At 58.8% G+C, this 20,022-nt stretch carries 17 protein-coding genes; 9 read left to right on the forward strand and 8 right to left on the reverse strand.

From position 1 onward, the window contains the following. Positions 1-163 precede the first annotated feature (163 nt). Positions 164-1,387: an imidazolonepropionase gene (hutI, locus tag QMG40_RS07730; protein WP_283530190.1), complete on the reverse strand. Its 1,224-nt coding sequence runs from the start codon at positions 1,385-1,387 to the stop codon at positions 164-166. Positions 1,388-1,609: 222 nt separating this feature from the next. Here hutI and QMG40_RS07735 point away from each other — a divergent pair, with 222 nt between their 5' ends. Beyond that, the gene (locus QMG40_RS07735; RefSeq protein ID WP_283530192.1) at positions 1,610-2,254 is read left to right on the forward strand and encodes a LysE family translocator; all 645 of its coding nucleotides are present in this window, start codon (positions 1,610-1,612) and stop codon (positions 2,252-2,254) included. A gap of 158 nt (positions 2,255-2,412) precedes the next feature. Next, entirely contained in the window at positions 2,413-3,465 is a 1,053-nt protein-coding gene (locus QMG40_RS07740; protein WP_283530194.1) for a formylglycine-generating enzyme family protein, read from the forward strand. 807 nt (positions 3,466-4,272) lie between these two features. Here QMG40_RS07740 and QMG40_RS07745 read toward each other — a convergent pair. Continuing rightward, positions 4,273-5,484, reverse strand: coding sequence for a glycine C-acetyltransferase (locus QMG40_RS07745; RefSeq protein WP_283530196.1), 1,212 nt, complete (start codon positions 5,482-5,484; stop codon positions 4,273-4,275). A gap of 40 nt (positions 5,485-5,524) precedes the next feature. Further along, positions 5,525-6,574 (reverse strand): L-threonine 3-dehydrogenase, encoded by a 1,050-nt coding sequence (gene tdh, locus QMG40_RS07750; protein ID WP_283530198.1) that lies wholly within the window; start codon positions 6,572-6,574, stop codon positions 5,525-5,527. Positions 6,575-6,692: 118 nt separating this feature from the next. Here tdh and QMG40_RS07755 point away from each other — a divergent pair, with 118 nt between their 5' ends. Beyond that, positions 6,693-7,820 (forward strand): LysR family transcriptional regulator, encoded by a 1,128-nt coding sequence (locus QMG40_RS07755; protein WP_283530200.1) that lies wholly within the window; start codon positions 6,693-6,695, stop codon positions 7,818-7,820. 110 nt (positions 7,821-7,930) lie between these two features. Here the strand turns inward: QMG40_RS07755 and gatB are convergent, their stop codons facing one another. Genes gatB through gatC form a run of 3 tightly spaced genes read right to left on the reverse strand, consistent with a single transcriptional unit; the run spans position 7,931 to position 11,301 of the window. Continuing rightward, entirely contained in the window at positions 7,931-9,439 is a 1,509-nt protein-coding gene (gene gatB, locus QMG40_RS07760) for an Asp-tRNA(Asn)/Glu-tRNA(Gln) amidotransferase subunit GatB (RefSeq protein ID WP_283530202.1), read from the reverse strand. Further along, on the reverse strand, positions 9,439-11,001 hold the full coding sequence (gene gatA / locus QMG40_RS07765) for an Asp-tRNA(Asn)/Glu-tRNA(Gln) amidotransferase subunit GatA (RefSeq protein ID WP_283530204.1): 1,563 nt from the start codon (positions 10,999-11,001) through the stop codon (positions 9,439-9,441). Before gatA ends, gatB begins: the two co-directional genes overlap by 1 nt. A 3-nt stretch (positions 11,002-11,004) precedes the next feature. Further along, the gene (gene gatC, locus QMG40_RS07770; protein WP_283530206.1) at positions 11,005-11,301 is read right to left on the reverse strand and encodes an Asp-tRNA(Asn)/Glu-tRNA(Gln) amidotransferase subunit GatC; all 297 of its coding nucleotides are present in this window, start codon (positions 11,299-11,301) and stop codon (positions 11,005-11,007) included. Between the two features lie 189 nt (positions 11,302-11,490). Between gatC and QMG40_RS07775 the strand changes: the two genes are divergently transcribed. From QMG40_RS07775 to QMG40_RS07795, 5 genes are all read left to right on the forward strand, one after another. Beyond that, complete coding sequence (locus QMG40_RS07775; RefSeq protein ID WP_283530208.1) at positions 11,491-12,648, forward strand: ROK family transcriptional regulator; 1,158 nt, start codon at positions 11,491-11,493, stop codon at positions 12,646-12,648. A 73-nt stretch (positions 12,649-12,721) separates the two neighbouring features. Next, on the forward strand, positions 12,722-14,062 hold the full coding sequence (locus QMG40_RS07780) for an extracellular solute-binding protein (RefSeq protein ID WP_283530211.1): 1,341 nt from the start codon (positions 12,722-12,724) through the stop codon (positions 14,060-14,062). A gap of 157 nt (positions 14,063-14,219) precedes the next feature. Beyond that, a complete protein-coding gene (locus tag QMG40_RS07785) occupies positions 14,220-15,143 on the forward strand; it encodes a carbohydrate ABC transporter permease (RefSeq protein WP_283530213.1) in 924 nt (307 codons plus the stop codon). Position 15,144: 1 nt separating this feature from the next. Next, positions 15,145-15,984 carry a carbohydrate ABC transporter permease gene (locus tag QMG40_RS07790; protein ID WP_283530215.1) on the forward strand — a complete coding sequence of 280 codons (840 nt, stop codon included), beginning with the start codon at positions 15,145-15,147 and terminating at the stop codon, positions 15,982-15,984. Positions 15,985-15,989: 5 nt separating this feature from the next. Continuing rightward, complete coding sequence (locus tag QMG40_RS07795) at positions 15,990-17,399, forward strand: glycoside hydrolase family 3 N-terminal domain-containing protein (protein ID WP_283530217.1); 1,410 nt, start codon at positions 15,990-15,992, stop codon at positions 17,397-17,399. A gap of 18 nt (positions 17,400-17,417) precedes the next feature. Here the strand turns inward: QMG40_RS07795 and QMG40_RS07800 are convergent, their stop codons facing one another. After that, positions 17,418-17,915 (reverse strand): GNAT family N-acetyltransferase, encoded by a 498-nt coding sequence (locus tag QMG40_RS07800; protein WP_283530219.1) that lies wholly within the window; start codon positions 17,913-17,915, stop codon positions 17,418-17,420. A gap of 311 nt (positions 17,916-18,226) precedes the next feature. Between QMG40_RS07800 and QMG40_RS07805 the strand changes: the two genes are divergently transcribed. Then, positions 18,227-19,153, forward strand: a complete 927-nt coding sequence (locus QMG40_RS07805; RefSeq protein ID WP_283530221.1) for a hypothetical protein — start codon at positions 18,227-18,229, stop codon at positions 19,151-19,153. A gap of 14 nt (positions 19,154-19,167) precedes the next feature. Here the strand turns inward: QMG40_RS07805 and QMG40_RS07810 are convergent, their stop codons facing one another. Beyond that, entirely contained in the window at positions 19,168-20,013 is an 846-nt protein-coding gene (locus QMG40_RS07810; RefSeq protein ID WP_283530223.1) for an inositol monophosphatase family protein, read from the reverse strand. Positions 20,014-20,022: the final 9 nt, after the last annotated feature.

Below are 20,022 nucleotides of genomic sequence, written 5' to 3' on the forward strand. Positions count from 1 at the left end.
TCACCCACCACGTGGAGTGAGCGAGCGTCAGGACAAACACCACTCGGAGTGAGCGAGCGTCACAGTAAACACAACGTGGAGTGAGCGAGCGTCACAGTAAACACAACGTGGAGTGAGCGAGCGTCACAGTAAACACAACGTGGAGTGAGCGAGCGTCAGGGGGTTAGACCGCCCTGACGCCGGCCCGCCACACCGCGGCCGTCAGCGGAACCCCTGGGCGGTACGCCAAATGTGTGGCGGACGGGGCCTTGAGCATATGCAGATCAGCCCGATGCCCCACAGCGAGGGAACCCACTGCACGTTTCCCGTTTTCATCGAGCCCGGACTCGCGTCCCAGCGCCAGCGCACCCCCATAGGTTGCCGCACGGACCGCCTCATGAATGCTTAGCCGCATCTGCAGGACGGCAGTTGTGACACAAAACGCCATGGATGAGGTGTAAGAAGTCCCTGGATTGCAGTTGGAGGCAAGGGCCAGCGGCACGCCGGCATCCAATAGTTCCCGCCCCGGAGCCAACGGTGCACGGGTGGATAGATCACAAGCCGGAAGCGCCGTGGCGACCGTCCCGCGCTGACCGGACCCGCGCCCTCCATTGGCGCCACCATCCCACCCCGACCATGACTGCGCCAACAGGGACACGTCCTGCTCCGTTAGAAAATTAACGTGATCAACACTTGCCGCGCCGAACTCCACCGCCAGCTTCACGCCGTCGCCATGACCGAGCTGATTGCCATGGACGCGCAATCCCAACCCGGCGTCGCGGCACGCGGAAAGCACCTTTCGGGACTGCTCCGGGCTAAAGGCCCCGCGCTCACAAAACACATCAGCCCACTTGGCATAGGGACGGACCGCCTGGAGCATGTCAGTGCACACAAGCTCGGTGTACTCATCGGCATCCATACCGGCCGGGACCAAGTGGGCTCCCAAATAGGTCACCTCATCGGCAATGGTGCAAGCGATCCGGGCACTGCGGGCCTCCTGATCCACGTCCAGACCGTACCCGGTTTTGGTCTCCAAATACGTGGTGCCCTGCGAAACGGCTTCAGCTACCCTGCCCATGCCAAGACGGGTGAGATCGTAATCGCTGGCGCTCCGTGTTGCCTCCACGGAGACCGCAATCCCGCCAGCACTGTAGCTTTCACCGGCCATGCGCGCCTCAAACTCGGCGGTGCGGTCCCCTGCAAAAATGAGGTGCGTGTGCGAATCCACCCAGCCAGGCAGTACGGCACGTCCCTGGGCATCCGTATGGACATCCGCGGCTGGCGCATCAGCCGTGGGCCCGATCCAGGAGATCCGCTCGCCCTCCAGAACTATTGCGGCGTTGCGAAGCGTGCCGTGCTCTCCGTCTTGTGTCATTAACTCGCCAATGTTGCTGATTAATTCACTCATGCCCTTAGCGTACGACGCCGGGCAGGCACCTTGGGTGCGCGCACCGGGCATTGCGTCTGGCATTACAGATGCCCCCTTATGTGACTTCTCACACATGGCCGTGTGAGACGTCCTACATGATTGGGCCGCCTGTATGACACTACCTGGGTGCTGTCTGGAATTACGGACACCAGGGTGGGCGGGTGGTCATTTAATCGCACCAACCGCCCGGATAATTGCCTCATGACCTTCGTTTCTTTACTTGGCTTTGCCGGGCTGTGCATCATGTTGGCTCTCATCCCGGGGCCCGACACCTTCATGGTGCTGCGTATCTCTTTAAACCGAGTTGGTGCAGGTATCTCTGCAGCCGCGGGGTCCGCCACGGGCGCCTTGCTGTGGGGGGCCTTGGTTGGGCTTGGGCTGGCCGCCGTTTTGGAACAGTCCGCAGAAGTTTTTCGCTGGATTAAGGTTGCCGGCGGATTGTATTTGCTGTACTTGGGCATTTCCTCGTTTTTGAAGGCCCGCAGGGCAGTTAAAGCTGGCCTTGCCGCCGGTGGCGCTGCCCATCAGCCTTTGGTTTATAGCAAACGTGCTGGCTATGCTGCCGGGACGGTTTCAACCCTCCTCAATCCCAAAGTGGGTTTGTTTTACCTGGCCGTGGTGCCGCAGTTCATTCCACAGGGCGGGAACACGTTGGCCATGGCCATGATCTTGGGGGCCACCTTGGGCGTGATCGGCTTCTTGTACCTGACGAGTATTGCGATCGTGGCCTACAAAGCCATGAAGTGGCTTCGCAAACCAAAGGTCAACACCATGATTGAACGCATTAGCAGTGGCGTATTGGCTGTCCTCGGAGTAGGCGTCATAGCCTCCGGCGCGGCAAGCTAACACCGTTTCCGCGGCTTTATTCACAAATCCGGCGCACCCTTCCCCTAGAAGTACCGGCCCCACCCTGGTTTCTCAGCCCTGACTGGTCCTGGCTAGCCCTGACTGGTCCTGACCAACGCCTACAACGGCGCACAGTAACCCTGCATAGACTAGAGAACATGTCCTCTTTGGTGCCGCCCGATCCCCCGTCCAGTTGTTGCAGTCCAGGCCGGGCAGAGCACGGCGAACACGTCTCCACAGTTCAGCAGCTTTTTTCGCTGGAGGTGCCAGCGTCCACTCCCCATTCCCAGCAGCCCCAAGCGTTCATTCCCCCCGGGAGTTTTGCCATGGGCGACCCGTTCGATGAGGGCTATCCCAACGACGGCGAAACGCCTGTCCACCAGGTTGAGATTTCCGCTTTTCGCATTGACACTACGGCTGTGAGCAACACTGCGTTTGCCGCCTTTATCAAGGCCACCGGGTACCGCACGGAGTCTGAGGTCTACGGCAGCTCGGCCGTGTTCCATCTCGCTCTGCAGGCGGATGCTGCGGATGTACTTGGCTCTGCCGCCGGAACCCCCTGGTGGTTGAATGTCCGTGGCGCTGATTGGGCGCACCCGGCCGGGCCGCGCTCCTCATGGCTGGATATTCCCGATCATCCCGTCACACAGGTCTCCCACAGCGATGCCCTAGCTTATTGCGCCTGGGCGGGGCGCGCCTTACCCACTGAAGCCCAGTGGGAATATGCGGCCCGTGGGGGTCTCCAGCAGAGCCGCTACCCTTGGGGCAATGAGCTCCACGGACTGGATTCCTGCGGCCAGCGCCTGCACCATTGCAACATTTGGCAAGGGGTTTTCCCCACGGAGAACACGTGCGACGACGGATACCTCACCACTGCTCCCGTGAACAGTTTCAAACCCAACGCTTATGGTTTATATCAAACCAGCGGCAATGTGTGGGAGTGGTGCGCTGATTGGTTCCTGCCCAAGTATTACAAGAGCTGTCTGGCCAAGGGCATTGTTACCGATCCGCCCGGACCAACGATTGGCCGTGGGCGGGTCATGCGCGGCGGTTCATATCTGTGCCACGACTCCTATTGCAACCGCTACCGATTGGCTGCTCGAAGCGCTAACTCGCCGGAGTCGGCAAGCGGGAACTTGGGCTTTCGCACCGTCGCAGGGGCCAAGGTCAGCACGGTGGCGTCATCTGATACCTCGCCAATTGCTTTTTGATGCGATCTCAGCTCATGCATCAGACCCAGCGCTTCTAGGGTGGTACTGGTCCTGGCCAGGAACTCTTCGGGTCCACTGACAAGTCCCAAATCAACGGCACGCCAGGCTCCATCGCTTGCCATCACCATGAGCTCTGGAGCAGCAAGCTGTAACACTTTTGCGTGATCCGCAGCTTCCGGTTCCCTCCGGGCAACCCACAGCCGCCCGGGAGTATTGCGCAGTTCTCGGTCACGTTGCAGTTTTTCCCGCCGAGTCAGGGAGCTATCCCCGCTGCCAATAGCAGTGCCGCTGCCCGCACTGCCACTATCACTACCAGCACTGCCAGCATTGTCAACGTGAGCGTTTGCTAGCTGTGCCCGCACCAGATGAGTTGCGCCGTCGTGCGTCCTGACCACCACGGAACAGTCCGCCAGACTGGCAATTTCCACCCCCTGTGCATTCAATTGCGCCAGGGACAACGCCGCACTGGGGAAACGCACACGTTCGTCCCCTACCAACGCGTTTGCAGTAGCGTCAATGGCAGCAAGTGCCCCGGCCAGCACAGCCCTGACCCCCGATCGCCGCGGATCGGTGGGCGCCCCGGCCAGAATGCTGTTCAGCTGGGCAGATAACCACTGCGGATTTGAGGCGGCAGGTAACTCCAGTGGCTCCAACAAGGTGGTGGCGCCGTCAATGACCCACGCATTGGGCCCATTAAAACCGCAGCTGTCCTCCTGTACATGAGAATCGCCCTCGAACTGAACACGTGCCCGGATTTCCCATGCCAACGTCATAGTTTCATCCTGCCATGGACACACCGGTGAGTGGTTATTCGGCTCCCCCGCGAGCGGCAACAAATGCGCGCACGCATGCTTCGACGTCGTCCGCACTGTGGGCGGCCGAGAGCTGAACCCGGATGCGGGCTGCACCTTTAGGCACCACAGGGAAGCTGAAAGCTGTGACATATACGCCGTGCGCCAGCATGGAATCGGCTACGCGTGCGGCCTCTACGGCATCCCCGAACATGACAGGAACAATGGCGTGCTCGCCCGGGAGCAGCTCGAAGCCTTCCTCGGTCATGCGGCGGCGGAACAATGCCGCATTCTCGAAGAGCCGGGTGCGCAATTGCGCCGAATTCGCTACCAACTCAAGCGCCTTAAGAGTTGCCGCAACAATGGCAGGTGCCAGTGAGTTTGAGAACAGGTACGGGCGCGCCTTCTGGCGCAACATGGCCACAATTTCACCGTGCCCGGACACGTAACCACCGGATGCTCCGCCCAGGGCCTTGCCGAAGGTTCCTGTGTAAATATCCACGCGATCACTCACGCCGGCGTGCTCTGGAGTACCTGCACCGGTGGCGCCCATGAAACCTACGGCATGAGAGTCATCCACCATGACCAGGGCGCCGTACTTTTCAGCAAGATCGCAGATGGCTTCCAGCGGGGCCAGGAAACCGTCCATGGAGAATACGCCATCGGTGACAATAATTGTTCGGCGGGCTCCAACACCCTCACGCAGCTGAGCCGCCGCCTGCAGCGCAGTTTCCAGCTCCGCCATGTCCTGATTTGCGTACCGAAAACGGGCGGCCTTGGACAAACGGATGCCGTCAATGATGGAGGCGTGGTTCAGGGAATCGGAGATGATGGCGTCATCGGCACCAAAGAGGGATTCAAAAACGCCACCGTTGGCATCAAAACAAGAGGAGAAAAGAATGGTCTCTTCGGTGCCAAGAAAGTCAGAGACGGCGCGCTCGAGTTCCAGGTGGAGGTCTTGGGTGCCGCAAATGAAGCGAACACTGGCCATTCCGAAGCCGTGGCTGTCCATGGCGGACTTGGCGGCGCCAACGATCTCCGGGTGATCGGCCAACCCCAGGTAGTTATTGGCGCAGAAGTTCAGCACCGGCGCTGCGGGACCGCCCAACGGGCCTGCTAGGACATGGCTGGATTGGGCGGAGGTGATGGCCCGCTCGGTTTTAAACAGGCCGGCGGTGCGGATTTCACTTAGTTCGGTGGCGAGCTGGTATTTCATGGCGGTGTACATGGGAACTCCTTGGCTAGTGGTTGGTGTGGGTAAGGAAAAGCTAAGCGAAAACGCTCCAGTCGAGGATGACTTTTCCACCACTGCCGGAACGGGCAATCTCAAAAGCCTGCTCCCATTCGGTGGCGGGCAGCGTGTCTGTGACCACGGAGGCCACGGCTTCACGCAACACCGGATTGGAGGAAAGCATGGCAGACATGGCATACCAGGTTTCAAACATTTCGCGCCCGTAAATACCCTTCAGGGTAAGCATATGAGTGACTACTTTGCTCCAGTTGATGTCAATGGACTCGCTGGGCAGACCAAGCATGGCGATCCGTCCACCATGGTTCATATTGTCTATCATTTCAGGCAATGCCGTGGGGTGGCCTGACATCTCCAAACCAATATCGAAGCCTTCGCACATACCCAATTTCAGTTGCGCATCTCGCAACCGGGTGTTGGAGACGTTCACGGCAAGATCCGCGCCCATCCTTGCAGCCATGGCCAGCCTGGGCTCGGATACGTCCGTGATGGCGATCTTACGTGCACCGGCGTGCCGCGCTACGGCCACTGCCATCAAACCGATGGGCCCTGCGCCGGTGACAAGGACGTCTTCACCAACCAAGCCGAAGCTCAGCGCCGTGTGAACGGCATTACCCAGCGGGTCAAAGATGGCGCCAAGTTCGGGAGTGACGGAGGCGTCCTTATGAACCCAGACATTGGATTCCGGGATAACCACGTACTGGGCAAACGCTCCATCACGCTGGACACCTACTGAGATCGTGTTGATGCACATGTGCCGGCGTCCTGCGCGGCAGTTGCGACACATTCCGCACACCACGTGACCCTCGCCGGAGACCTTGTCCCCCACGGCTACGTCGTGAACATCGGAACCAATCTCTACAACTTCGCCGTAAAATTCGTGACCGGCGATCAAGGGGGCATTGATGGTTTTAGCGGCCCATGCATCCCACGCCTGGATATGCAGATCCGTGCCGCACAGGCCCGTTGTGTGTACCTGAATTTTCACATCCCGGGTCCCTGTTGTGGGCTCGGGTCGGTCAACGAGTTCGAACCCAGCGTGCGGGCCGGATTTGTAGAGTGCTTTCATGGGCGGCAGTCCTGTTCTTGGTTGATTGCTTTGTCCATTACAGCGCTCTAAACCATTTAGCACAATCGAGATTTTCTCCATCATCGATTTAGGGAATGCTAAATGGTAGTTTTGTCAGGTGGAACTTCATCAACTACAAATTCTGCGGGAGCTAGGCGAGCTGGGCAGCGTCAAAGCCGTGGCGGAGACACTCTCCGTCACACCGTCGGCCGTGTCCCAACAAATCTCGCTCCTCCAACGCCAGGTGGACACCCCGTTAACCCGCAAAGAAGGCCGGAATCTGGTGCTGACGGCGGCCGGAAGGGTACTGGCAGATGCTGGCACGGAAGTCATCAATGCCATGGCCGGGGCAAAAGCAGCCATCGGCGCCTACCAGCATGATTCTGGCGGCACTGTCACCATCAGTGGTTTCCACAGCGCCGGCCAGGCCCTGTTCGCCCCGCTAGTACGCCGGTTGGCCACTCTGCGAGCCAGCATGGATGCCACCATAGGCGTAGGCGCTTCGGGCGATGGTGCTTCGGGCACAGACGCTGCGGGCACAGACGCTGCGGGCACAGATGCTGCGGGCGATGGCGCTTTGGGAGATGGCGCGCGCACGGTCGGTTCGCAAGCAGGCGTGCCCCACGTTAGATTCTCAGATGAGGATGTAGCTCAGCACGATTTTCCGGCATTAACTGCCCGCTACGATCTGGTACTTGCGCATCGGATGGACCACAGCCCGGCGTGGCCGGACACGCGAGTACGGGTCATTCCGCTGGCCCACGAACCACTGGATATAGCTGTGGCACCATCCCACCCGCTAGCGGCCAAGGACTCCCTTTCCCCTGAGGATGTGGTTGCCTACCCATGGGTGACAAGCCGCAGCGGCTACTCACCGGCGGATGTCCTCACCGCCATTGGCGCCGTTGCCAGCCGCCCTGTAGAGGTGCTGCACCGCATCAATGACTACTCTTCAGCTGCTGCCTTAGTGTCTACCGGCGAAGTCATTGGCCTGCTCCCCCGCTACACTTCCAGCCCGGCTCTGGCCTCCGGCAGGGCTCTGGCTTCCAGCCCGGCTCTGGCCTCCGGCAGGACACTGGCCTCCGGCGGGATGCTTCCCCTTGGCGTGGTGCTGCGTCCGCTGACGGGGATAAGCACCCGGCGCAGAATCGATCTGCTGGCCCGTCCGGAAAATCTTAGGCGTGCCTCCGTGATGTTGGTGGCACAGGCGTTGCAGGATGTCATGGCAGAACTCACTGGCGAATAGGACCTCGCAATAAAAAACGGGCGCTCGCTCCGGCACTGTGCGCCCGTTTTCACGGGGCAAAGTGCCGGAGCGAGCGCCCGAGGTTTGCAGAACTCAAGCGGCGGGAAGGTTTAGCCTTCCACGCCCAAGGTTTTCAAGATCAATTCCCGCACACGGCCGGCATCGGCCTGTCCGCGGGTGACCTTCATAACCCCGCCAACAATTGCACCAACCGCCTGAACCTTGCCCCCCCGGATCTTCGCGGCCACATCCGGCTGGGCAGCAAGAGCTTCATCGATCGCGGTCTGGAGGGCGCCATCGTCGGAAACCACGGCCAGGCCACGCTTGGCCACAACCTCGGCGGGCGTACCTTCACCCTCAAGGACGCCGTCGAGCACCTTGCGGGCCAGCTTGTCGTTGATGCTACCTGCGGCAATGAGCTTCTCAATCTCAACCACAACAGCGGGCGTGACACCCAGCGCTGCGGGATCCACGTCAGCAAGCTTGGCGCGGCGGGCAATCTCGCCCATCCACCACTTGCGGGCCGCCGCAGCAGAGGCACCAGCCGCTACTGTCTCCTCAATTTCATCCATCAGCCCGGCGTTGACAACATCACGGAATTCCAGATCCGTGTAGCCCCAGTCGGCTTGCAGGCGCTTGCGACGTTCGGCGGGAGGTTCCGGCAAACGCGTGCGCAATTCCTCAACCCAGGCCGCCGAGGTGACGATGGGCACAAGGTCAGGCTCAGGGAAGTACCTGTAGTCGTCAGCATCGGATTTGGGCCGGCCCGATGTTGTGGACTTAGTATCTTCATGCCAGTGCCGGGTTTCCTGGGTGATGAGCACACCAGAGTCCAACACGGCAGCGTGGCGCTGAATCTCAAACTTCACGGCGTTTTCAACCGCCCGCAGAGAGTTCACGTTCTTGGTCTCGGTACGGGTACCGAACTTTTCCTGGCCATAAGGACGAAGGGAAACGTTGGCGTCACAACGGACGTTGCCGCGCTCCATCTTGGCATCCGAAACGCCCAGGTTCTTCACAATTTCCCGAATGGCGGCAACGTAAGCCTTGGCCAACTCGGGAGCACGGGATCCAACACCTTCGATGGGCTTGGTGACAATCTCCACCAGCGGCACACCCGAACGGTTGTAGTCCACCAAGGAGAAATCAGCACCCTGAATACGGCCCGTTGCCCCACCCATATGGGTCAGCTTCCCGGCGTCTTCTTCCATGTGCGCACGCTCAATTTCCACATGAAAAACGGTGCCGTCTTCTAGCTCAATATCGATCCAACCGTCGTAGCAGATGGGATCTTCATACTGTGAAGTCTGGAAGTTTTTAGGCGTGTCCGGGTAGAAATACTGCTTGCGGGCAAAAGTACAGTGCGGTGCGATCTTGCAGTTCAGCGCCAATCCGATCAGGATCGAGGACTCAACAGCTTTCTTGTTCACAACCGGCAGAACACCGGGCAGTCCCAGGCACACTTCATTGACGTTGGAGTTGGGTTCATCGCCAAACACGTTCGGGGCGCTGGAGAACATCTTGGTTTTCGTGTTCAGCTCAACGTGCACCTCAAAGCCCAGAACGGGATCATACTTTTCCATGGCTTCTTCGAAGCTCAAAATGTTCTCAACGCTCATTAGTTAGCCTCCTTGGCTGCGAAAGCGCCCTGGGCGGCGTTTACGCGCTCAGATAACGACGGCGCCTGGTTGAGCATGGTGGTGCCCCACTGGGCTTCCAACATCGATTCCAACACAGCACCCACACGGTAGACGCGGGCATCTTCTCGGGCGGGAGCCAGTAGCTGGATACCTACGGGCAAGCCGTCTTCATCAGCCAAACCGCCGGGCAGGGTCAAGCCGGGGATGCCGGCCAGGTTTGCCGGAATGGTGGCAACGTCTTGCAAGTACATGGACAGCGGATCGTTGATTTTTTCACCCAGCTTGAACGCCGTGGTGGGCGTTGTCGGAGACATCAACACATCTACCTGGGCAAAGGCCGCCTCAAAATCGCGCTGCACAAGTGTGCGCACTTTCTGAGCGGAGCCGTAGTAGGCGTCATAGTAGCCGGCGCTCAACGCATAGGTGCCAAGGATAATCCGGCGCTTAACTTCTGCCCCAAATCCGGCGGCACGAGTAGCCGCCATGACGCGCTCAATGGTGAGCGGACCTTCGGTGGGCAACGTGCGCAAACCAAAGCGGACGCCGTCGAACTTGGCAAGGTTTGAGGAAGCCTCACTTGGCATGATCAGGTAGTAAGCCCCCAATGCGTAACCAAAGTTGGGGCAGGAAACCTCAACGATTTCTGCTCCCGCACTGCGCAGCAATTCAACCGATTCGTTGAACCTGTTTTCCACACCATTCTGGAAACCTTCGCCGTGCAATTCCTTAATGACACCAATTTTCATGCCCTTGACATTGCCCATACGCGCAGCCGCAACCAGACCGGTTGAGGGATCACTCAGCGAGGTGGAATCCTGAGGATCGTGGCCGCCAATGACTTCTTGTAACAAGGCCGAGTCCAGAACAGTCCGTGAAACGGGACCAATTTGGTCTAACGAAGAAGCCATCGCGATGGCCCCGTAGCGTGAGACTGCACCATAGGTGGGCTTGACGCCCACCGTGCCGGTCACGGAACCGGGCTGGCGGATGGAGCCGCCAGTGTCGGTGCCCAAAGCCAGGGGTGCTTCAAAGGAGGCCACTGCGGCAGCCGATCCACCGCCTGAACCACCGGGGATCCGGTCAAGATCCCACGGGTTGCGGGTGGGGCCGTAGGCGGAGTGCTCTGTGGAGGAACCCATAGCGAATTCGTCCAGGTTGGTCTTACCCAGCATCGGCATGCGCGCAGCACGGATCTTCTTGATCACCGTGGCGTCGTAAGGGCTCATCCAGCCCTCCAGAATTTTCGACGCTGCCGTGGTGGGCTGGCCCTTAGTGACAATCAAGTCCTTGATGGCGATCGGCACACCGGCCAGCTCATGCAATTCCTCGCCAGCGGCACGGCGCGCATCAACGTCGGCGGCAACCTCGAGTGCTTCCTGGGTATTGATGTGCAGGAACGCATTGAGACCGCGTTCACCACCGTCAACCTCAGCAATACGGTCAAGGTGCGCCTGGGTCAGCTCTACGGCTGAAACCTCATTGGCGGCTAATTTAGCGGCCATTTCGGCCGCGCTGGAACGGATCAAATCATGTGCATTCATGGATCAGCTTTCCTCCAGAATTGCTGGAACTTTAAAGCGTCCATCAGCAGAATCGGGTGCCCCGGACAGGGCTTCTTCAGCGGTGAGCACGTGGCCAACCACGTCTTCACGCATGACATTTGTCAGTGGAATTGGGTGCGAGGTGGCGGGAATATCATCCCCGGCAACCTCACTGACGCTCTTCACTGAATCCACTATCACTGCCAGCTCTGTGGCCATGCGGTCCAGTTCGTCGTCACTCATCTCGATGTGAGCCAGTTGCGCTAGGTGCGCCACGTCCTCACGGTTGATCGCAGCCATGGATCTCCCCTGTAAGCAAAAGATTAATTGTGTCCCTTCTAGCTTAGTCTCCTTGCCACATAAAGATTTCCAGAAGCCCCCGGCTCACATACACCGTGCACCTGAGTGCTACATCACAGTTTGGCAACAACTATCCAAAAGGACAGAAACTCGTAGCATTTCTTTTGTTAGTAGAGTTTACTAACATCCATGAACAACTCCAGGAACCGCTACAGAACCGCAGGAGAAGGCCTACCCAGCCTGCCCTCGGATGGCCGAGCCCACAACCTCGCCCTCGCGCTCCGCACCCTGCACGCAGCAGGACCCATGAGCCGGGCAGACCTGTCCCGCGCCATGGGCTTGACACGGGTGACCATCTCCGATTTGGTCACCGAGCTCATTGCCCGCGGGCACGCTGTGGAATTGGGCCTTGATGAAACAGTTCGTCCCGGAAAACCGGCAATATTGGTAGACATCAACCGGCGCGGACTGCAAATCATCGGCCTTGATTTGACTGAGAATGCCATTCTGCGCGCGGCCGTCATGGATCTAGACGGCATGATCCTCGCCAGCTTTGCCAGGCCCATCACCAACGAAACCGGCGAACAGCTGACCGCTCTGATTGTGGAACTGGCCCAGTCCGCCGTCGAACTGGCTACCGAAACGTTGCTGGGTATTGGCGTCGGCTCCCCCGGCATCGTGGATTCAGCGGGGGTGGTTCTCACTGCCCCGAACCTTGGTTGGACAAACGTTCCGCTGCAGGCCATTATCCAGGAAGCCACCGGTCTCCCCACTCTTGTGCACAACGATGCCGACGCCGCTGTTCACGGCGAATACACCTTTGGTCACGGCGCTGATGACCTGATCCTGGTCCGAATTGGCCGCGGTGTTGGTTCCAGCCTGATGGTGGGAGGGGTACGCGCCCGTGGCGTTCACTCGGCCGCAGGCGAGATCGGCCATGTCACCGTCGGAGCTCCGGAGGCAGACGCCATCGTATGCCAGTGCGGGCGAACAGGCTGCCTGGAAACCTGGCTATCGGTCCCCGCCTTGCAAGCAGCTCTTGCCGCGACCACCCAAGAACATGACCCCAAAAAAGCCGCAGATGCAGTGTTGCACACGGCCGGGGAACGACTCGGAATTGCCCTTGCCCCCATTGTTGCGGCGCTTGATCTGGCAGAGGTTGTCCTCTGTGGTCCGCCGCAGCTATTGGAAGGGGCGCTGCTAGAAGGCGTCCGCGAAACGCTCGCTCACAGAGTACTTCGCCTCATACCACCCCCAACAAACGTCCGGCTCACGGACGAACCGGAAAATACTGTTCTGCGAGGAACTGCCGTCATGGTCCTTTCCAACCAGTTGGGAGTGGATTGAATCACCTGCACCATCCCGTTCAGGCACGGATTACCTCTAAGTAGTCACGGCCGCCCCTTTTGAGAGGTACAGCATGAAAAAGAAGTACATAGGAGTAGCAGCCGTCGCGGCCGCCACTCTGGCATTATCAGCTTGCGGAGGCTCCACCGCAGCAAACAACCCGGCCGACAACGCTGATCGCTCCATCACGTTGTGGCTGGTTGGTGGCGACACCAGCGATGATCTGCGCACCTACTTGACCGATACGTTCAAGACTAAGACCGGCGCCACGTTGAAGATTGAAGAGCAGGGCTGGGGTGACATCGTTACTAAAATGACCACAGCCATGCCGGATGCCAAGAACACTCCGGATGTAGTGGAAATGGGCAACACCCAGTCACCCACCTTCACCAACATCGGCGCATTCAGCGATATTTCGGATATGTATGAAGAATTGGGGGGCGAGAAGCTCCTGCCGTCCTTCGTTGAAGCAGGTGCCGTGGATGGCAAGAACTACACCTTGCCTTACTACTTCGGCTCGCGCTACATGTTCAACCGCACGGATGTCTGGACGGAAGCCGGTATCCAAACGCCCAAGACGCTGGATGAGTTCAACTCAGCTGTACAGACAATCACCGAGAAAAACCCGCGCGACATCAAGGACTTCTCGGGTTTCTTCTTGGGTGGTCAAGACTGGCGTAACGGCGTCTCCTGGATCTTCGCCAATGATGGCGACTTAGCCAAGAAGCAGGACGGCAAGTGGGTTTCCACCTTGTCTGACCCGAACACGATCAAGGGCCTGACTCAGCTCCAAGGCATCTACAAGAACGCCTCCAAGGCACCTGCAGATGCTAAGGATGCCACTCCGTGGTTGTACATCAACGACACTGACGTGATCCTCGATGATGACGGCAAGCCCACTGGCGAGACCAACCTCGCTGCAGCCACCATCATGGCTCCGGGCTGGGCTCACTGGTCCATTGGTGACGCTGTGAAGAAGGATGGCAAGGATGCTCGCGAGTGGAACGATAAGACCTTTGGTGCTTTTGTTCTCCCCGGCAATGACGGCAAGCCCGCCCCGGTTTTGGCAGGTGGCTCCAACATTGGTATCTCCGCTGCATCCAAGAACCAGGACTTGGCCAAGGAACTGATGCGCATTATCTACTCCGCTGACTACCAGAAAATGCTCGGTGGCGCAGGCCTCGGCCCGGCTAACGCCGAATACGTAGATGCTCTTGGCACAGACCAGTTCGCCAAGGCTGCCATTGCCTCAGCCTCCAACTCCAAGCTAACCCCCGCCGCTCCGGGCTGGGCAGCTGTTGAGTCCTCCTCAATTCTGGAAGAGTTCTTCGGCAAGATCCGTGACACGGATGATCTGGCTGCTCTGGCCAAGGAATACGACGAAAAGATCACCCCGAAACTGAACTTGAAGTAAACATAGTTAGCGGTGGCCGAGGCGAAGAACCTCGGCCACCGCATCTTTTCGCCACCGCAAGAAAAAACTGCCCCGCAGGCAGGAGAACCACGGCCACCGCCGTCACGAAAGGCCCCCTATGTCCACGGACGCCCCAGCGCCTCCAGCTACTCGCAGAATGAGTAGGCCGGCCCCGTCGAACAGTTTCGTCCCACGCAAGAAAAAGACTTCTAAGGTCCCTTTCTTCCTCATTTTGCCCACCATTATTGTCCTGCTTGCAGCACTGGGCTATCCCGTGATTTGGCAGACCATCACTAGCTTCCAGGAATTTGGTCTCAAGCAACAGTTTGGCGTCCAACCCGAATTTGTTGGTTTAGCTAATTACACTGCCTTGCTCACCAACCAGGAATTCTGGGTTGTCCTTGGCCGTTCACTGCTCTACTGCTTCATCTGTGCCGGCGCAACCGTGCTCATCGGAGGCTCGCTAGCCTTGCTGATGAAACGGGTTGGCACCTTCGCTCGGCTGGTATTGCAAGTTTCCCTGCTCCTAGCCTGGGCCATGCCCATCGTGGCAGCCATGACCGTATGGGTCTGGCTTATTGATTGGCGCCGCGGAGTACTTAACTGGCTACTCGTCCAGTTTGGCATTGATGCCCAAGGCCACAACTGGTTAGCGGACCCGGTCACGTTCTTTATCATCGCCGTCGTCATCGTTGTGTGGATCAGCGTGCCCTTTGTGGCCTTAAGTATCTACGCGGGCCTAACCCAGATTTCCGGCGAAGTCCTCGAGGCCGCGGCTATAGACGGCGCCAGCGGTTGGCAGCGTACCCGGTTTATCATCATGCCGCTGATTGCCCCGGTGCTCTCCATCGTGTTGCTGTTGCAACTCATCTGGGACTTGCGTGTATTCACACAGATCAAGCTGCTCCAGGATGCCGGTGGCATCGCGAACGAGACAAACCTGCTTGGCACCTACATCTACCAGCTAGGTGTTGGCTCAGGCGACTTCGGTACGGCCAGCGCCGTTTCCATCCTGCTTTTGATCATCACCGTTGCCATCAGCTGGTACTACGTCCGCTCCCTGATGAAGGAAGAAGTATAAAATGCGGCTGAAATCCGTCTCCAACACCCTATACACGTTGCTGGCATTGGTAGTTGCTGCCTTGTGGGCGTTCCCCGTCTACTGGATGTTCAACTCATCTTTCCTGCCAAACATCGTCTTGCAGTCCACAACACCGACTTTTCTGCCTTTCGGCGGGTCGCTGGATAACTTCAAGAATGCCCTCAGCGATGGCACATTCATGAAGGCACTTGGCATTTCATTGGCCGTCACCCTGACTACGGTTGCGGCTGTGCTGATTATTGCTTTCCTTGGTGCGCTGTCCATCAGCCGTTTCAAGTTCAAGGGCCGGAAGTCTTTCATTCTTGCCTTGCTGCTGATCCAGATGCTCCCCGCTGAAGGAATGTTCATTGCCCAGTACAAGATGATGAGCTCGGTTGGCATGCTGAACAACATCATTGGGCTGACAGTTCTTTACACGGCGGCAGTAGTCCCGTTCACGGTGTGGATGCTGCGTGGGTTCGTTGCCGGCGTTCCGGCAGAACTTGAAGAGGCCGCCATGGTTGACGGGCTTTCCCGTACGCAGGCATTCTTGAAGATCACCTTCCCGCTGCTCGCCCCAGGCTTGGTGGCATCCGGAGTGTACGCATTTTTGCAGGCATGGAACGAGTTCACGGTGGCATTGGTCATTATGACCGAGGACCAAAGCAAAACGCTGCCGCTCTGGTTGCGCGGCTTTGTTCAGGCTTCGGCCAACCGTGAAACGGACTGGGGCATGGTGATGGCCGCCTCAATGCTGGTAGCCGTTCCGGTGATTATCTTCTTCTTGATTGTCCAGGGCAAAATGAGCTCCGGTCTTGTCAGCGGTGCGGTGAAAGGCTGATGGTTATGAAATCTTCCCAACTTCGACGTTTGGCTGCCGGATCACTGATGCCAGGATTTGTTGGCACCACGGCACCGCAATGGCTTCTTGAAGCGTTCGACGACGGTTTGGCCGCGGTGTGCTTGTTTGGCACCAACCTGCAGTCATGGGAGCAGTTGAGTGATTTGTGCACTCAATTACGCCAACGCGCACCCCACGCGTTGCTTTCAGTAGACGAAGAGGGCGGTGACGTCACACGGCTGCATTACCTGACCGGCTCAAACCAACCAGGCAATGCCGTCTTGGGCCGCCTGAATGATCTGGAAGCCACCACCGCCTCAGCCGCAGCGATAGCTAGTGAACTTGCCGCTTTTGGCATCAATTTGAATCTGGCCCCCGATGCGGATGTGAACTCCGCAGCAGATAACCCTGTCATTGGATCGCGGAGCTTCGGCGCCTCGCCGCAGCTTGTGTCTGCACACACCATTGCGTGGATTGACGGGATGCAGAGCACCGGCGTGGCAGCGTGTGCCAAGCATTTCCCGGGGCACGGAGACACCTCCACTGATTCCCATGTGGATCTACCCCGCATTTTAGTGGATGCGCAAACACTGGCGGCGCGGGAGTTGTTGCCTTTCCAGGCGGCAGCGGCTGCCGGAGTGGCAAGTATTATGACCAGCCACATCATCGTTGACGCTTTGGATCCGCAGAATCCAGCCACGTTCTCGCGCATTGTGCTGATGGATGTGCTGCGCGGCCAGCTGGGCTTCACTGGCGCTATCATCACAGACGCACTGGATATGGTGGGCGCCTCCGGAGAGATCGGCGTTCCGGCAGCAGCGGTTAAGGCTCTAGCTGCTGGCGCTGACCTGCTGTGCATTGGTTCGGAAACAACACAAGAGCAGTACCTGCAGGTTCTTGATGCCATCGAGGCTGCTGTTGTGGATGGAACTCTTCCGCTCTCACGCCTGCGCGATGCTGCTGACCGCACTGCGGAATTGGAAGCCAACTACCCCGCCACGGTCAGCCTGACACCGGAGGCTATTTCGGCACCGGATCCTGTTCCCACACCAGGAGGCATCCGTGCCGCCTTTGAGGTCACACCCAAAGCCGTATCCTGGCTGGAAGACCCCTCGGATGCTGCCCTGGTTCAGGTTGAAACCACCACCAACTACGCTGTGGGAGTGGTCCCCTGGGGACCTGCGGCAACGGGTGCCACGGTTGACGTTGCTCAGCTTGTGCCTGGACAAAAGGTGGCTGTTTCCGGACGTGGACTGGCCAAGGACCACCAGGTGTGGGAAGTTGCACAGACGTTGCGCGCCGCGGGACACCACACCATAGTGGTGGAATGCGGATGGCCTCGCGGTGGCGCCGATATTGTCACCTATGGGGCCTCACTTGCCGTCTCCGAAGCCCTCGTGGAGCTGCTTAGCTAGGCTGCCACTTCGCTAAACTTATACTTCCAAGCGGTACACGCGCAGCATTTTGCCATTCTCCGGGACGGGCCAGTCTCGCTCGGGCACCCTAACGAATCCCATCTTCTGGTACAGCGCATGGGCACCATGCCAGTCATCGCCGGTGGTCAGGCTCACCGCGTTGATACCGTCCATGGCACGTGCTCTCTCCAGAATTGCCGCCACCATGGCTGTCCCGGCACCGCTGCGTTGAATAGCCGGGTCCACCACCAACAGGCGGAACTCGAGTTCATCCGGCAGTGCAATATCAGCCCAGACATCTCCAAACACGGCCAGGGTCGCCGAGCCGACCACCACTTGCGCACTTTCGGCAACAATGACAGTTGCCACAGCTGCCCGCTCCCCTACACGTAGGATCTTCTGCATATAGGGGTATTCAATGCTGTCAAAGTAGCCGGCGCCAAGGTATGCCTCGGCCGTAATCCGGGCCACTATCTCATAATCTGCTTCGGTGATGGGCCGGACAATCTGTGTCATGTCTCTAGTTTCTCTGGATGCTAATGCCTGGTGAATGCGCCACCACGGTGGAACGTGCCTTCCTAGTCTTCCGTATCGAGGTGTCACTGAGGAAATTCGTAGCCATTTCGCCGCATTTTCAGGCCACCAGGAAGAAAAACGACGCCCACATCCGCAGAATCTCCTAATCCTGATTCGTTTAAGCAGCTCCTGTGGGTGTTCGGGCCAAACACCCACAGGAGCTGCTTAAACGAAATGAAGGGCAGGGGCAGATGCCGCGAACCTGTGGATAACCGGCCGCAGGGTGGGCGTTTCTAGGCAAGACTTGATAGATGGTTAGCAGACCGCCACTTCCTGCCGCGTTGGGACGGAGGTCCTTCACTTACGAAGAAGGGCTCTCCGCCGGTGCGACCCTGAGCAGGATGCGCGCCAAGGACCTCTCCAGTCCCAGCCGGCAAGTTCGGGTGCCGCGGGGAGAATCGCAGAATCTACTTGACCGGGTTCGCCCGTATATTGCATTGTGTGATCGTGGCTGCATCTCCCATGTCACGGCTGCCCAATTACATGGGATGCCGCTTCCGTGGTTCGAGCAAGATATCAAAACTGTCCACATCACCCGGCCCGCCGCATCAGTTCAGCCGCGGCGCAAGCACATCATTGGGCATAGCATCAGACTGCCGGGGGAAGACATCATGGACTTTGGCGGTGTACCTGTAACAACCCCCGCCCGGACGTTCTTAGATCTGGGTCACATCCTGGATCTGCAAACGCTTGTTGCCGTTGCAGATTTTCTGATTTGTGCGCACAATCGGCATTTTGAGCCACCAAAGTTAGCCATCATCTCCGCTGCCGAACTGCGCGCCTACATCGCCAGTAAGCACAATGTCCGCGGTCTCACCAAGGCCAGAGCCGCCGTGGAGTTGATGCGTGTTGGTGTGGACTCGCCGAGGGAAACTCGTTTGCGCCTGCTCTTACAGCGGGCGGGGCTTCCCACATTCACCACAAATTACTCCATAGCCGGGGATCCACCGGTGGCACCTGACCTTGCCTGCGAAGAGTACAAGACATGCGCTGAGTATGAAGGGGACATCCACAAGACATCCCAGAAACAGCTTTTCGACCGCAACCGGGATGTGCGCACGGCCGCTAGAGGCTGGCAACAAGTAAAGGTATACAAATCCGATATGCAGCGAGGTGACGCGTTTGTCATCGCCATGGTCGCAAAAGCCCTCAAGCAACAGGGCTGGCATCCAGGCTGAGAAAAATTAGCGGATCACTCACTGGTTGGGGCGAAGCCGCCTTCTAAGCCCGGCACGCACGCGGCGGTCCATACCGCCAGCACTTCTTCGCGGGTGGGTAGCCCCTCAACTGCCGGGCTCAGAACAGGACGGTGCACCCAGGCACCGGCTTCTCCAGCTATCAGTCCACCGGCTGCGAAGTCGTGCTCAAACAGGCCGTATTCCAAGTAGGCATCAACCGATCCTTCAGCCACAGCGCACAATTCAAGGGCTGCCGAACCCAAACGGCGGAAATCACCAAAGTGATCCATTCGAGTGTTCAACTCGGACACCAGCTGGCGGCGCACCACAGGGTCATAGGTCAGTGCCGTTGACAGCAGCGTCCCACCCCGTGCTTGAACAGGACCGTTGAGACGGCGAACCGATTGCACACCGTCGGCCCGGATTTCATCTAGCCACGCCCCACCATCGAGGGAGGCAAAGTAGATCCTCCGCAGGGCGGGTGCGTTGACCACCCCGGCCAACCATTCGCCGTCGGGCCCCATCACCGCCACCGAAGTTCCGTAGTAGGCAATGTTACGGATGAAATTCATGGTGCCGTCGAGGGGATCGATGCTCCACCGGTACCCCGAAGGATCGGCGGGCAGGGCAGGCGCAAGTTCTTCCCCGGTGATGACGTCGTGCGGGCGGGCGCCGGTGATAACAGCCCGCACAGCATGTTCGGCGGCCAGATCAAAAGCTGTCACCCAATCGGCGTCGGACGACTTTTCCGTGGCCCCAAAACCATCAGGATCCCGGACAGCCAGCACGGCGGCACCCGCTGCGGCAGCGCGCAAAGCAACATCAAGTAGTTCGGCAACTAATACGGCGTTCGGGGTCATGGAGATCCT

Source organism: Arthrobacter antibioticus (assembly GCF_030063205.1).
GTDB lineage: Bacteria > Actinomycetota > Actinomycetes > Actinomycetales > Micrococcaceae > Specibacter.